Source organism: Paractinoplanes deccanensis (assembly GCF_016862115.1).
In the GTDB taxonomy this organism is placed as follows: domain Bacteria; phylum Actinomycetota; class Actinomycetes; order Mycobacteriales; family Micromonosporaceae; genus Actinoplanes; species Actinoplanes deccanensis.
The window spans coordinates 61,864-75,458 of record NZ_BOMI01000087.1; the positions used below are offsets into that span (position 1 = coordinate 61,864).

At 71.6% G+C, this 13,595-nt stretch carries 10 protein-coding genes; 4 read left to right on the forward strand and 6 right to left on the reverse strand.

Features of this window, described 5'->3' with window-relative positions:
* Positions 1 to 40: 40 nt before the first annotated feature.
* The 3 genes from Ade02nite_RS22960 (at position 41) to Ade02nite_RS22970 (ending at position 4,033) form a co-directional block, all read left to right on the forward strand.
* Positions 41 to 2,980, forward strand: coding sequence for a discoidin domain-containing protein (locus Ade02nite_RS22960; RefSeq protein WP_203767360.1), 2,940 nt, complete (start codon positions 41 to 43; stop codon positions 2,978 to 2,980).
* A gap of 41 nt (positions 2,981 to 3,021) precedes the next feature.
* Complete coding sequence (locus Ade02nite_RS22965; protein WP_203767362.1) at positions 3,022 to 3,396, forward strand: VOC family protein; 375 nt, start codon at positions 3,022 to 3,024, stop codon at positions 3,394 to 3,396.
* 82 nt (positions 3,397 to 3,478) lie between these two features.
* Complete coding sequence (locus Ade02nite_RS22970; RefSeq protein WP_203767370.1) at positions 3,479 to 4,033, forward strand: DUF305 domain-containing protein; 555 nt, start codon at positions 3,479 to 3,481, stop codon at positions 4,031 to 4,033.
* 41 nt (positions 4,034 to 4,074) lie between these two features.
* Here the strand turns inward: Ade02nite_RS22970 and Ade02nite_RS22975 are convergent, their stop codons facing one another.
* The gene (locus Ade02nite_RS22975; protein ID WP_203767372.1) at positions 4,075 to 5,457 is read right to left on the reverse strand and encodes a DUF1996 domain-containing protein; all 1,383 of its coding nucleotides are present in this window, start codon (positions 5,455 to 5,457) and stop codon (positions 4,075 to 4,077) included.
* A gap of 133 nt (positions 5,458 to 5,590) precedes the next feature.
* On the opposite strand from Ade02nite_RS22975, the gene Ade02nite_RS22980 reads away from it, so the two are divergent.
* Complete coding sequence (locus Ade02nite_RS22980; protein WP_203767373.1) at positions 5,591 to 6,625, forward strand: LacI family DNA-binding transcriptional regulator; 1,035 nt, start codon at positions 5,591 to 5,593, stop codon at positions 6,623 to 6,625.
* A gap of 169 nt (positions 6,626 to 6,794) precedes the next feature.
* Here the strand turns inward: Ade02nite_RS22980 and Ade02nite_RS22985 are convergent, their stop codons facing one another.
* From Ade02nite_RS22985 to Ade02nite_RS23005, 5 genes are all read right to left on the reverse strand, one after another.
* On the reverse strand, positions 6,795 to 7,895 hold the full coding sequence (locus Ade02nite_RS22985; protein ID WP_203767375.1) for a calcium:cation antiporter: 1,101 nt from the start codon (positions 7,893 to 7,895) through the stop codon (positions 6,795 to 6,797).
* Between the two features lie 151 nt (positions 7,896 to 8,046).
* Positions 8,047 to 8,808: a class I SAM-dependent methyltransferase gene (locus Ade02nite_RS22990; protein WP_203767377.1), complete on the reverse strand. Its 762-nt coding sequence runs from the start codon at positions 8,806 to 8,808 to the stop codon at positions 8,047 to 8,049.
* A 60-nt stretch (positions 8,809 to 8,868) separates the two neighbouring features.
* Positions 8,869 to 10,107 (reverse strand): VWA domain-containing protein, encoded by a 1,239-nt coding sequence (locus tag Ade02nite_RS22995; protein ID WP_239168976.1) that lies wholly within the window; start codon positions 10,105 to 10,107, stop codon positions 8,869 to 8,871.
* On the reverse strand, positions 10,104 to 12,494 hold the full coding sequence (locus tag Ade02nite_RS23000; RefSeq protein WP_203767379.1) for a DUF5682 family protein: 2,391 nt from the start codon (positions 12,492 to 12,494) through the stop codon (positions 10,104 to 10,106). The genes Ade02nite_RS22995 and Ade02nite_RS23000 overlap by 4 nt, the downstream gene beginning before the upstream one ends.
* A complete protein-coding gene (locus Ade02nite_RS23005) occupies positions 12,487 to 13,548 on the reverse strand; it encodes an ATP-binding protein (protein WP_203767381.1) in 1,062 nt (353 codons plus the stop codon). Before Ade02nite_RS23005 ends, Ade02nite_RS23000 begins: the two co-directional genes overlap by 8 nt.
* Positions 13,549 to 13,595 lie beyond the last annotated feature (47 nt).

The following is a 13,595-nucleotide window of genomic DNA, read 5'->3' on the forward strand; positions in this document are numbered from 1 at the left end:
GGCACCGTTGGAGAGCGCTTTCCCATCCCCAGGAGTCCCCGTGCGCACTCACAAACTCGTCCCCCTGATTGTGTTGTCCCTGGTCGCGGCTTTTCTGACCGTCGCGCAGGGCCCCGCCCGGGCGGCCGGCACCCTGCTGTCCCAGGGCCGCCCCACCACCGCCTCGTCCCAGGAGACCGGCGACACCGCGGCCGGCAACGCCACCGACGGCAACCCCGGCACACGCTGGTCGAGCCAGTTCGCCGATCCCCAGTGGCTGCGCGTCGATCTCGGCGCCACGGCCACCATCACCTCCGTGACGCTGGAGTGGGAGGCCGCCTACGGCACGGCGTACGAGATCCAGACCTCGGCCGACGGCACGACCTGGACCCGCGTCCACGCCACCGCGCAGGGCGCCGGTGGCACCGAGACGCTCACCGTGAGTGGCACCGGGCGCTACGTGCGCCTCTACGGCACCGCGCGCAGCGGCGGCTACGGCTACTCGCTGTGGGAGTTCCAGGTGTACGGCACGACGGGCACCACCCCCGCCGATCCCTACACCACGATCTGGCAGGACACCTTCGACGGCACCACGCTCAACACCGCCGACTGGCTGGTCCGCACCGGCACGTCGTATCCGGGCGGCGCGGCCCAGTGGGGCACCGGCTCGGTCGAGACGGCGAGCAGCGCGAACGTCGCCCTGGACGGCGCCGGCAAGCTCACCATCCGCGCCGTGCGCGACGGCGCCGGCGCCTGGACGTCGGGCCGCATCGAGACCACCCGCGACGACTTCGCGCCACTGCCCGGCACGTTGACCCGCTTCAGCGCGGTGATCAAACAGCCGGACGTGGCCAACGCGCTCGGTTACTGGCCGGGCTTCCGCGCGACCGGCGCCGCGTTCCGCGGCAACTACACCAACTGGCCGGGCATCGGCGAGACCGACATCATGACCGACGTCAACGGCCGGGGCCAGCTCGCGCAGACCCTGCACTGCGGCACCGCGCCGGACGGCCCCTGCGCCGAGTACACCGGGCGGTCCTCCGGCTTCGCGTCCTGCACCGGCTGCAAGACCGGCTACCACGAATATGCGCAGGTCATCGACCGCACCAAGACGGACGAGGAGATCCGCTTCTACCTGGACGGCCGGCAGACCTGGGTGGTCCGCGAGTCGCAGGCCGGCGTCACCGCGTGGCGGGCCGCCGTGCAGCACGGCTTCTTCCTCCGGCTCGACCTGGCGATCGGCGGCTCGCTGCCGAACGCGGTCGCCGGCCGCACCACCCCCACCGCCGACACGACCTCCGGCGGCGTGCTCAGCGTCGACTCGGTGAGCGTCGCCCGCGCGACCGGCGGCACGCCGGCGCCGATGACGGACCCGCCGCTGCCCACCGGCCCGAGCGTCGTCAAGGTCACCGGAACCCAGGGCAACTGGCGCCTCCAGGTCAACGGCGGCAACTACCAGGTCAAGGGCCTGACGTACGGGCCGCCGCAGGCCGCCGCCGACGGCTACATGCGCGACCTCGCGAGCATGGGCGTCAACACGATCCGCACCTGGGGCGTGGACGACGCGAACACGCCGACGCTGCTCGACCGGGCCGCCCGGCAGGGCATCAAGGTGATCGTCGGGCACTGGCTCAACCAGGGCGCCGACTATGTCAACGACACCGCGTACATGAGCTCGGTCAAGACGGAGATCGTGAACCGGGTCAACGCGCTGAAGAGCCATCCGGGCGTGCTGATGTGGGACGTCGGCAACGAGGTCATCCTGACGATGCAGGATCACGGCCTGTCCGCCGCCGAGGTGGAGGCGCGGCGTGTCGGCTACGCCAAGTTCGTCAACCAGGTCGCGCAGGCCATCCACGCGGCCGACCCGAACCACCCGGTCACGTCGACCGACGCGTACACCGGGGCCTGGCCCTACTACAAGCAGTACGCGCCCGACCTGGACCTGCTCGCGGTCAACTCGTACGGCGCGATCGGCAACGTCTACAACGACTGGGTCGCCGGCGGCTACACGAAGCCGTACATCGTCACCGAGGCCGGCCCGGCCGGTGAGTGGGAGGTGCCGGACGACGTCAACGGCGTGCCGGCCGAGCCCACCGACCTGCAGAAGCGCGACGGCTACACGAACAGCTGGAACACGATCGCCGCGCACCCGACGGTGGCGCTGGGCGCCACCGAGTTCCACTACGGCCTCGAGAACGACTTCGGCGGCGTCTGGCTCAACACGTTCACCGGCGGCTGGCGGCGGCACGGCTACTACTCGCTGATGCGCGCGTACACCGGGCAGCAGCCCGCGAACACGCCGCCGGAGATCACGGCGATGACCGTGCCCACCTCCGTACCGGCGGGCGGGAACCTCACGGTCTCGGTCGACGCCACGGACCCGCAGGGCGACCTGATCCGCTACCACCTCATGTACTCCGACAAGCACATCACCGGCGGTACGGGCCTGACGAACGTCACCTTCACCGAGAACGGCAGCGGCGGCTTCACCGCGAAGGCGCCGGACAGGCTCGGGGTGTGGAAGGTCTATGTGTACGCCTTCGACGGCCACGGCAACGTCGGCATCGAGCAGAAGTCGGTGCGCGTGACCCCGCCGGTGGCGCCCGGCCCGAACCTGGCCCGCGGCAAGCCGGTCACGGCGTCGAGCTACCAGCCGACCGGCACGAACGGCCCGCAGCTTCCCGCGTACGCGGTCGACGGCGACTACGGCACGCGCTGGGCCAGCGAGTGGACCGGCACGGCGTGGCTCCAGGCCGACCTGGGCTCGGTCCAGCCGATCCGCCGCGTCCAACTGGCGTGGGAGGCGGCCTACGCCACCGCCTACCGGGTGGAGACCTCACCCGACGGCACATCGTGGACCCCGCTGTACGCCACGGCGAGCGGCGACGGCGGCTTCGACGACCTGGCGGTCACCGGCTCGGGCCGCTACGTCCGCGTGACGGGCACGGCGCGCGCCACCTCGTACGGGTACTCCCTGTGGGAGCTGGGCGTTTACTAGCCCCGGCGGCCGTCCTAGTGTCGAGTCGAGGAGGTCCCACCATGGACAAAGTCGTTCATTTCGAGGTCCCGTTCGAGGACGGCGACCGCGCCCGCACCTTCTACCGCGAAGCCTTCGGCTGGCAGCTGGGCTCCGTGCCCGGCATGGAATACACCATGGCCACCACGACAGACACCGACGACCAGGGTCGACCCACCGAGCCGGGAGCCATCAACGGCGGCATGTTCGCCCGAGAGCAACCGTTCACCGGCCCGGTCCTGATCATGGGTGTGGACGACATCGACGACAAACTGGCCCAGATCGAAAAGGCCGGCGGCACCGTGGCAGTCCCCCGCCAGCCCGTGGGCGACATGGGCTACTGCGCCTACTTCCACGACACCGAGGGCAACCTGCTGGGCATCTGGCAAAACGCCTGAAATTTGGGGGTCCCGCCGCACCGGGACCCCCAAACCCCCAATGAATTGACACCACCCCCGATAAAACGCCACACTCCCCAACGTGAATGCTTTTCCCCGTCTCGTGGTGATCGCCGCCCTGGCCCTGGGCGGCTGCTCCGCGACGGGCAACACTCCCCAATCTGCACCCGCCACCTCCCCTTCGATCCCCTCCCCCTTCGGCGGCACAGATCTCGCCTGGATCGAAATCAACATCGCCATGGACGAACAACTGCTGCCCCTCCTGGACCTTCCCCCGAAACGCACCACCGACCCGAGCACCCTCGCCCTGACGACCCAGGTGAAAGCCTTCACCCAGGCAGAGTTGGGCCTGCTCAAACAGCTGCACACCCGAGCGGGCCTCCCCGACGAGAACCCGCACGAGGGCATGCCGATGCCCGGCATGGTCACCCCCGAGCAGGTCGCCGAGGCGTCCCAACTGGCCGGTCCCGCCTTCGACGAGACCGTCACCAAGCACATCAAGGCCCACCTGGAACAGAGCCGAAATCTGGCCCGCAGCGAAGAGAAATCCGGCACCGAACCGCAGACACGCCAATTGGCGCTGCAAATCCTGCGCACCAGGGAAGTGGCGCTCTCCACCATCGAGACCGCCAATTGAGACGGGCGCCGGATTTTCGTTATCCGGCGCCCGTCGATCCGTCAGGGCAGTTCGTAGTTCTCGTTGAGAGCGGCGCCGCGGTCGGGCTTGTAGAGGTCGAATCCGCGCGGGTCACATTGGAGCCCGCCGTTGATGCAGTGCGAGGTGAGCGCGGCCAGTGTCGGCGCGTCCCAGGCGTTGAAGACGTCGTAGTGGAACGAGTAGCCGCGGCCGCTGGAGAAGCGGACGTTGCGCATGTCGCCGCTGACCGGCCACGCCATCTTGAACTCGATCATCGGGACGGCGACGGGGTGGTCGGCGGGGCAGACCCCGAGGACCGGGTACGCCATGTGGCTCTTGTGGTCGGGCGTGTCGAGGTGGATGCCGTTCCAGCAACTCGGGGCCTGCATCCGCACGTTGAGCTGAGTGCCGGCCGGGCAGGTGGCGGGTATGTCCCAGTTGAACGCGCTGTCGCCGCATTCGAAGCCTTCGACGGCGCCCGGGCTGTTGCGGAAGTCCTCGAGCGTCGCCTGCGGGCTGCCGACGACGTAGCGCAGCCCGGCGGGGAACGGGCGCACGCTGCGGTAGTCGATGACCCCTGACTTGTAGTAGATGACCTGGCGGCCGATCGGCTGCACCACGGTGTCGCCGTTGTACAGGGTCGGCATCCAGTAGCCGGTCTTGTCACCGGGCGTGATGCAGGACGTGCCGCCGGCCTTGAGCGTGGCGAGGGTGCTGCCGGCGTACGTGGTGGTGTTGCCCATGAACGTGTGCGAATGGGAGGCGCCCGGCAGGTTGGGGAAGACGATCGGGTCGTCGTTGAGGTTGCCGCGGCTCACCGAGCAGTTGGCCTGGAACTCATGGTGCGTGGTGGGCGGGTTGGTCGGCGCCGGGACGGCGGTCGACGGGGTCACGCCGGTGACCGGCGGATCGGCGAGCACGTAGCCGGGGCCTCCGGTCGGGGGCGGGTTCGTGTACTGGCCGTAGACCTGGAGCTCGTACAGGGAGTAGCCGTAGCCGGTGGCGCGCTGCGTGCCGTACATGCGGACGTAGCGACCCTGGCCGGTCACCGTCAGCGTCTGGGTGCCGCCCGTGGCGTTCGTGGTGCTGTAGACCGTGGTCCAGGCGGAGCCGTCGGGCGAGGTCTGGAGCTGGAAGGCCTTGGCGTACGCGGCCTCCCAGGTGAGCTTGACCGAGGTGATCGTGGCCGTGGAGCCGAGGTCGACGCGCAGCCACTGCGGGTCGGACCAGGCGCTGCCCCACCTGGTCGTGGTGTTGCCGTCGACCGCGGCGGCGGCCGGGGCGCCGCCGTTCTCGGTGGACGAGGCGAGGGTCGGGCGGTTCTGCGAGAGCAGGGTGTCGGCGGCTTCGGCCGCCCGGGGCACGGCGGTCAGGGTGAGCGCCGCCGCGAGAAGGGCGGTGGGGATCGCTCTGTGCGGGGTCACAGATTTCTCCTTTCGTTGGAGAGCGCTTTCCGAGTCTGCGCTTCGCGCGCACGACGGTCAATGTCCCGCCGGTTCCGGAACCGCCTGTTCGTGGCGCCGGGGAGAGCGCTCTCCATGTGCTATAAAGACGGTCATGCGAAGTGGACGGGCCCCGACCCTGGAGGACGTGGCCCGGGTCGCGGGGGTCTCACGGGCGACCGTGTCCCGGGTGATAAACGGGATTCGCAACGTCGATCCGCAGTTGCACGAGGTGGTGTGGGACGCGGTCGGCCAGACCGGTTATGTGCCCAACCGCCTGGCCCGCTCGCTGGTCACCCGCCGCACGGGCACGGTGGCGCTGGTCGTCTCCGACTCCGAGGCGCACGACGACGACCCGTTCATGAGCCGTTTCTTCGCCGACCCCTATTTCGGCCGCGTCGTCGGCGGTTTGATGAGCGTGCTGCGCCGCGAGGGCGTTCAGCTGGCCCTGCAGATCGTCGGCACCGACGACGCCAAGAAGCGCCTGGTCGGCGACCTCCGCAGCGGCCAGGCCGACGGCGCCGTGGTCCTGTCACTTCCGGCGGTCGACCCGCTGCCCCGCATGCTCACCGACGGCGGCATCCCGGCCGTCCTGATCGGCCGCCCCGCCGACCCGGTCCCCATCGACTACGTCGACCTGGCCAACGACACCGGCGCCGCCCTGGCCGCCGAACACCTGCTGGCCAGGGGCTGCCGCCGCATCGGCATGATCTCCGGCCCGGCGGACGTCCCCGCCAGCCTCGACCGCATCTCCGGCTTCCGCCGAGCCATGGCCCGCCACGGCCACGGCTGGTTCCCCACCGCCAGCGGCAACTTCACCCAGGACAGCGGCGAGGCCGCGATGCGCGCCCTGCTCGCCCAGGACCCGGCCCTGGACGGCGTCTTCGTGGCGAACGACCTGATGGCCCTGGGCGCCCTGCTGGCCTTGCGCTCAACCCCGCAAAGCGTCCCCGACGACATAGCGGTGGTCGGCTTCGACGACAGCAGCGCCGCCACGGCCGCCGCCCCACCCTTGACCACGATCCGCCACCCTCTGGAGGACATGGCAGCCGAGGCCGCCCGCCTCCTCCTGGCCCGCGTCGAGGACCCCGCGATGCAGGTCTCCTCGGTCATCTACGAGCCGTCGCTGGTCAGGCGCACGTCAGCCTGATCGGCCCTCACCATGCTTCCCCCTCGCGGGCGCGGCCCGCCCAAATCCAACCCGCGCTCCAGCGGGTTTCGGTGCGCGACTGTCTCGATGCTCCTGTCGCCGCGGCGGGTCAGGGGCCGGCGGGTCAGGGGCTGGCGGGTCAAGGGCTGGCGGGTCAAGGGCTGGCGGGTCAGGGGCTGGCGGCGAGGAACAGGAAGGCGGCCAGCAACGCCAGGTGGACGCCGCCCTGGAGGACGTTGGCTCGGCCGGGGACGATGGTCAGGGTGCCGACGACGACGGTCAGCGCCAGCAGGACCATCTGCGTGCCGCCGAGGCCCAGCAGGAGCGGGCCGGGCAGCCAGATCATCGCCAGGGCGATGGCTGGGATGGTCAGGCCGATGCTCGCCATGGCGGAGCCGATCGCCAGGTTGAGGCTGGTCTGGATGCGGTCGCGAGCGGCGGCGCGGACGGCCGCGATCGTCTCGGGCAGCAGGACCATGAGGGCGATGACAACGCCGACGACACCGTTGGGCAGGCCCACGTCCTGCACCGCCGACTCGATCGACGGGGACACTCCCTTGGCCAGGCCGACCACCGCGATCAGGGCCACCAGCAGCAGGCCGAGGCTGGTGAGCGCGGCCCGCCGGGTCGGCGGGTCGAGGTGCTCCTCCGCGTCGATCACCTTGCCGGACGTGGTGATCGGCAGGAAGTAGTCCCGGTGCCGCCGGGTCTGCACCGTGACGAAGAGACCGTAGAGCGCGATCGACGCCACCGCCGCGAAGGCGAGCTGCGCCGGCGAGAACTGCGGCCCGGGCCGGCTCGTGGTGAAGCTCGGCAGGACCAGGCTGAGCGTGGCGATCGTCGCGACGGTGGCGAAGGCGCCGCCGGTGCCCTCCGCGTTGAACACCGCGACGTGCCGGCGAAGCGCGCCGACGAGCAATGACAGTCCGAGAAGGCCGTTACAGGTGATCATCACCGCCGCGAAGACGGTGTCCCGAGCCAGCGACTGCGCCTTGTCCCCACCGCTGATCATGAGCGTGACGATCAGCGCGACCTCGATGATGGTGACCGCCACGGCAAGGACGAGCGACCCGAACGGCTCGCCGACCTTGTGCGCGACAACTTCGGCATGATGAACGGCGGCAAGCACCGACCCGCCGAGCAGCAGCGCGACGACGACAACCACGGGCGGTGGCAGATCGCGTCCCCAGGTGAGGACGAGCGCGGCGATCGCCACGATGGGCACCACGACGGTCCAGTGAGCAAGGTAGCTGCGAATCTTGGCTTCCATCCGGCAACTTTGCCAGAAGGGAAGAGACCGCGCCTCACACGCGGCATTTTCCGCTACTCATGCCCCGCCGCGCGCCGGCCGCCCGGCGCACGGCGGCTGCCCGGCGCACGGCGGCTGCCCGGCGCACGGCGGCTGCCCGGCGCGCGGCGTGTCAGCGGAGGCCGATGACCGCAGCGTCGGTGCCGCCGCGCCACAGCACGCCGGCCTCGGTGAAGCCTGCCACGCGCAGGGCGTCGACGTGCCACAGCGCCGGCGGGGTCCACTCCTGGCTGTGGCGCGTGGCCGGATAGATCCGGTCACGTTCCACCGCCTTCGGCGCGAGGAACTCGTCGGCCGCCGCTGCCGCCCACCAGTCACCCCACGACGTCGCCGCCCCCGTCGCGTAGCGCGCCTCGCGCTGCTCCCGGGCGTGGTCCCGCAGGCGCTCCGACAGCGTCGGCAGCGATTCCTCGGGCATGTGGTCGGCGTTCACGAAGATCCCGCCCGGCCGCAGCACCTCGCGGATCTCCCCGTACAGCGTCGCCACCCGCTCGGCGGGCAGCCAGTGCAGGGCCGTCGCGGTCAGCACCGCATCGAACCCCTCCTCCGGCAGCTTCGCCCGCCACCCCGGGTCGCCGAGGTCGGCGTCCACGATCGTCGCCCGTTCCCGCAGCGACGACGCGGCGATGGCCAGCAGCACCGGATCCTGGTCGAGCACCGTCACCCGAGCCCCCGGGAACCGCGCCAGCGCCCGCAGCGTGATCGTGCCGGTCCCGCCCGCCAGGTCGAGCAGCAGCGGCGGCTCGCCCTCGGTGACCGCCGCCACCGCTGCGAGCATCGCCCGGAACCGCTCCTCCCGGTCGGGCATGAAGGCTTCCTGCTGCCGGTCCCAGCTCTCCTGCCAGACGTGCGGGTTCCTCAAGTAAGCACTCATGCCGCCAACGCTAGTTACCGGCCGGATCGCTCACAACCCGTTCCCACGGCTCGTCTCCCGTCATCGACCACCAGCCTTCCGCTCGTCGGTGAGGCGTTCGGCGAAGGCCTTCAGGTCGCGCCGCTCGATCGCCGCGGCCATCAGGTCGGGGAACGCGTCGGGCGTACAGGCGAAGGCCGGCACCCCGAGCGCCGCCAGTGCCGCCGCGTTCTCGTGGTCGTATGCCGGCGCGCCCTCGTCGGAGAGCGCGAGCAGGACGACCACCTGCACCCCGGCTGCGGTCATCTCCGCGACGCGGCGCAGCATCTGCTCCCGCACGCCGCCCTCGTACAGGTCACTGATCAGCACGAAGATGCTGTCCCGCGGCCGCGTGATCAACTGCTGGCTGTACGCGATGGCGCGGTTGATGTCCGTGCCGCCGCCGAGCTGCGTACCGAAGAGAACCTCGACCGGATCGTCCAGCTGATCGGTCAGGTCCACGACCGCCGTGTCGAAGACGACGAGCGACGTGCGCAACGACTGCATCGACGCGAGCACCGCGGCGAACACGCCGGAGAACACCACCGACGCCGCCATCGAGCCGGACTGGTCCACGCACAGCACCACGTCGCGCTGCACGGCGGTGGTCCGCCGCCCATACCCGATCAGCCGTTCCGGGATGACCGTGCGGTGCTCGGCCTGGTAGTGCTTGAGGTTCGCCCGGATGGTCCGGTCCCAGTCGATGTCGGCGTGCTTGGGCCGATGGATCCGGGCCGCCCGGTTGAGCGCGCCGCTCACGGCGGCGCGCGTCTGCTGCGTGATGCGCTTCTCCAGCTGCTCGACGACAGTGCGCACGACCTGACGCGCGGCGTCCTTGGTCTTTTCGGGCATGACCCGGTTGAGCGACAGGAGCGTGCCCACCAGATGGACGTCCGGTTCGACCGCCGCCAGCATCTCCGGCTCGAGCAGCAGCCGGGTGAGGTCCAGCCGCTCGATCGCGTCGGCCTGCATGACCTGCACGACGGTGCTGGGAAAGTATTCGCGGATGTCGCCCAGCCACCGCGCCACCTTCGGCGCCGAACTGCCCAGCCCCGCCGACCGCTTGGCGCTGCGCTCGTTGTCGCCGTCGGCCCCGCCCCCGTCGTAGAGGGCGGCCAGCGCCGAGTCCATCGCGCCGTCGCGCCCCTCGGCCTTGCCGAGCGCCTCCTCGGCCGGCCCGCCGAGCACCATCCGCCAGCGCCGCAGCCGCTCCCGCTTGGCCGGATCCTCCGCAGCGTCGTCGAGACCGTTCGTGCCCACGGCACCCCCAGCCTGGCTCATCGCACCTCCCCGTTCGCAGCCGACGTGGTGATCGCGCCCCGCCCGCCAGGGCCGATGTCGTGGCCCAGCAGGGCGCTCAGCGTGGGCAGCACCAGGTCGGCCCGCTGCGGATCGAAGCCGAGACCGTCCGAGCCGCCGTCCCGCGCCGCACCGCGAGGACCGGCCACACGCTCGCCGATCGCCCGCCGTTCGCCGGCGTCGAACGCGCCGAAGGTGCGCCGCAGCAGCGGCAGCACGTCGTCGAACGCGTCCGCCGGGATGTCGGCCAGCCAGTCGTCGAGCAGCGTCAGCAGCGCCTCGTCGTGCACGAGCAGCAATCCGCCGCCGGCGAGGAACCCCTCGACCCAGGCCGCTCCGTGCGCGGGTGGTGTGCCGACCGTCAGCGGCAGCCGAAGGCGCCGGCGCACCTCGGCGCCGTCGAGCCGGCCGGCGTCGAGCAGCAGCCGGGTGAGCCGCCCGGCCAGGAGCCCGTGCAGGTCGGCTCGCCCCGCCAGCGACTCCAGCGTGGACAGCCACCGCTCCCGCAAGCCGTCGTCTTCGAGCAGGCCCACCGCGGCGTGCACCCCGTCGACCCGGTCACGCAGCAGCTTGGCGGCCTCGTCGGAGAGCGAGCCGACCGCCGACGGCAGCCCGGCGCACACCCGGCCGAGCAGGCTCGCGGTCACGGTGGCGAGCCCGGCCAGGTCCGTCCGCCGCACGTCGCCGTAGCGCAGGGTGCGCGCCAGCGCCGGGATCGCCGCCATCAGATGGGTGATGTCGGCGTCGAGGGCGGCACGTGCGTCGAGCGCGGCAAGAACCTGCGGGTACGCCTCCGCGAGATCGGCGAGCAGGCAGGTCTCCACGAGCGCCGTCACATCGGCCAGCGTCTCGGCACGGTCGGCGGCCCGCACGACCTTCGCCGTGGCCGCCGCCGCGACCGTGGTGCCGTACATGCTGCCCTCGACGAGGCGCACGGCGAACTCCGGCTGCCAGCGCAACCGCCACTCCTCACGGAAGGTGCCGGTGCCCCGCCGGGTGGCCGCCGGCTCGCCCCACGGCACCTCGATGGTGCGAAGGCGATGCAGCAGGCGGCTGCGCCGCAGATCTGTCTCTTTGCGCAGGTCGAGATCGAGAGCGCGCTCCAGCGCCTCCGGCTTCAGCCGCGCGGCCCGCTGCTGCGCGGCCAGGTCTTTGGCGAGCGGCACGGCGGGCATGTCGTCGGGCACCCCGCCGAGGCGCTCGCCCACCACGAGCTTGCGGCTGATCAGCTCGACCCGAAGCGGCTCGCCGTCGCACATCACCGCCTCGGCAGCCTCGGTCACCTCGGCCAGCCCCGCGAGCGGCCGCCCGCGCAGCGTCGCGAGCGCCTCGGCCAGCCGGGCCGCCTCGATGACGTGCGCCGACGACGTGGGCACCCCCTCGCTGCGCAGCACCCCGGCGGCGTCCACCAGCCACCGCGGCACCACCTCGCCGGCGGAGGTGAACAGATGGTGATACCACCCCGGCGACGACACCCCCGCGCCGTAGCCCGACCACGACGCCAGCCGCCCGTACGTCCAGGGCACCCAGGTGAAGTCGACCTTGGCTTTCCGGCGTCCCTTGAGCAGCGCGGCGTCGTCCTTGACGGCGACCTTGCGCGCCAGCGCGGGCACGTGCCAGGCGCCGCAGACGACGGCGATCTCGGAGTATTTCTTGCGCGTCTCGCGCAGGACCGTGCGCATGTACGCCTCGCGCACGAGGTCGTCCGGATCCTCGGGGGAGTTGTCGCGGATCGCCGTCATCGCCTCGGCGATCGCCTCGAACGCCGGCATGCCCCGATGCTCGACGACGTCCTCCCACCAGCGCTCCGGATCGTCGTATCCGGCCGCCGCGGCCAGCTCGCCGATCGGGTCGACCGGCCGCCGCGGACCCGCCTCCCCACCCGGCCCCGCCTCGACTGGGCCGTCCGTCTCCCCGCCCGGACCCCCCTCGACAGGACCGACCGTCTCCCCGCCCGGACCCCCCTCGACAGGACCGACCGTCTCCCCGCCCGGGGCTTCTGAGCTGGGCGGTCCCGGGTCACCGGGCGCGGGCGTGGGCTGCTTGGTATCGCCGGTCAGGCGGTAGGCGAAGGGAAGATCGAAGAAGCGGACCGGGACATCGTTGTCCACGGCCCAGCGGATCGCCTGCCACTCCGGCGAGAAGACGGCGAACGGCCAGAACGCCGCCCGCCGCGGGTCGTCCGAGGCGTAACCGAGCAGCGCGACCGGTGGCTCGAGGCCGGCGTCGGCCACCCAGCGCACGAGCCCGTCGGCCTCCGGCGGTCCCTCGACCAGCAGCACCTCGGGGCGCTGCCGGGCGAGCTCCTGCACCACGGCGCGCGCCGAGCCCGGGCCGTGGTGACGGATGCCGTAGAGCCGCTCAGGCATCGCGGGCGGCCCGGTAGAAATCGCGCCAGTCGGCGCGCTCGCGCACGACGGTCTCCAGGTATTCGCGCCAGACGACGCCGTCGGAGACCGGGTCCTTGACCACGGCGCCGACGATGCCGGCCGCCACATCGCCGGGATGCAGCCGGCCGTCGCCGAAGTGGGCCGCCAGCGCCATCCCGTTGGTGATGACGGAGATCGCCTCCGCCGTGGACAGCGTGCCGGTCGGGGACTTGAGCTTGGTGCGGCCGTCCTCGGTGAGGCCGCTGCGGAGCTCGCGGAAGACGGTCACCACCCGGCGGATCTCGTCGAGCGCGGCCGGCACCTCGGGCAGGTCGAGCGAGCGGCCGAGCTGCTCCACCCGCCGGGCCACGATCTCGACCTCGTCGTCGGCCGACGCGGGAACGGGCAGCACCACCGTGTTGAACCGGCGGCGCAACGCGCTGGAGAGCTCGTTGACACCGCGGTCGCGGTCGTTGGCCGTGGCGATCAGGTTGAAGCCGCGCTCCGCCTGCACCTCGGTGTTCAGCTCGGGGACCGGCAGCGTCTTCTCGGACAGGATCGTGATCAGCGCGTCCTGCACGTCGGACGGCACGCGGGTCAGCTCCTCGAGCCGGGCGATCGAGCCGGTCCGCATCGCGCGCATGATCGGGCTCGGCACCAGGGCCGCGTCGGTCGGGCCCTCGGCGAGCAGGCGCGCGTAGTTCCAGCCGTACCGGATCGCCTCCTCGGCCGTGCCCGCGGTGCCCTGCACGAGCAGCGTCGAGTCGCCGGAGATCGCGGCGGCCAGGTGCTCGGAGACCCACGTCTTTGCCGTGCCGGGCACGCCGAGCAGCAGCAGCGCACGGTCGGTGACCAACGTGGACACCGCGACCTCCATGAGCCGGCGTGGTCCCACGTATTTCGGGGTGATCTTGGCGCCGTCGCCCAGCAGGTAGGTCACCACGGCCTGCGGGGAGAGCCGCCAGCCGGGCGGGCGCGGACGGTCGTCGGTGGAGGCGAGCACAGCCAGCTCCTCGGCGTACTGATCCTCGGCGTGCGGGCGCAATGCGGTCACTCGAACTCCTCGTGTCTGACGGCCCGTCCGGCCGGCTTTGGCAATGC

What these genes read in the sequence shown, in the direction of transcription:
- Ade02nite_RS22990 (WP_203767377.1), bottom strand. Translation starts at nt 8,808, where the DNA reads ATGAGTGCTTACTTGAGGAACCCGCACGTCTGGCAGGAGAGCTGGGAC.
- Ade02nite_RS23000 (WP_203767379.1), bottom strand. Translation starts at nt 12,494, where the DNA reads ATGCCTGAGCGGCTCTACGGCATCCGTCACCACGGCCCGGGCTCGGCG.
- Ade02nite_RS22985 (WP_203767375.1), bottom strand. Translation starts at nt 7,895, where the DNA reads ATGGAAGCCAAGATTCGCAGCTACCTTGCTCACTGGACCGTCGTGGTG.
- Ade02nite_RS22995 (WP_239168976.1), bottom strand. Translation starts at nt 10,107, where the DNA reads ATGAGCCAGGCTGGGGGTGCCGTGGGCACGAACGGTCTCGACGACGCT.
- Ade02nite_RS22980 (WP_203767373.1), top strand. Translation starts at nt 5,591, where the DNA reads ATGCGAAGTGGACGGGCCCCGACCCTGGAGGACGTGGCCCGGGTCGCG.
- Ade02nite_RS22965 (WP_203767362.1), top strand. Translation starts at nt 3,022, where the DNA reads ATGGACAAAGTCGTTCATTTCGAGGTCCCGTTCGAGGACGGCGACCGC.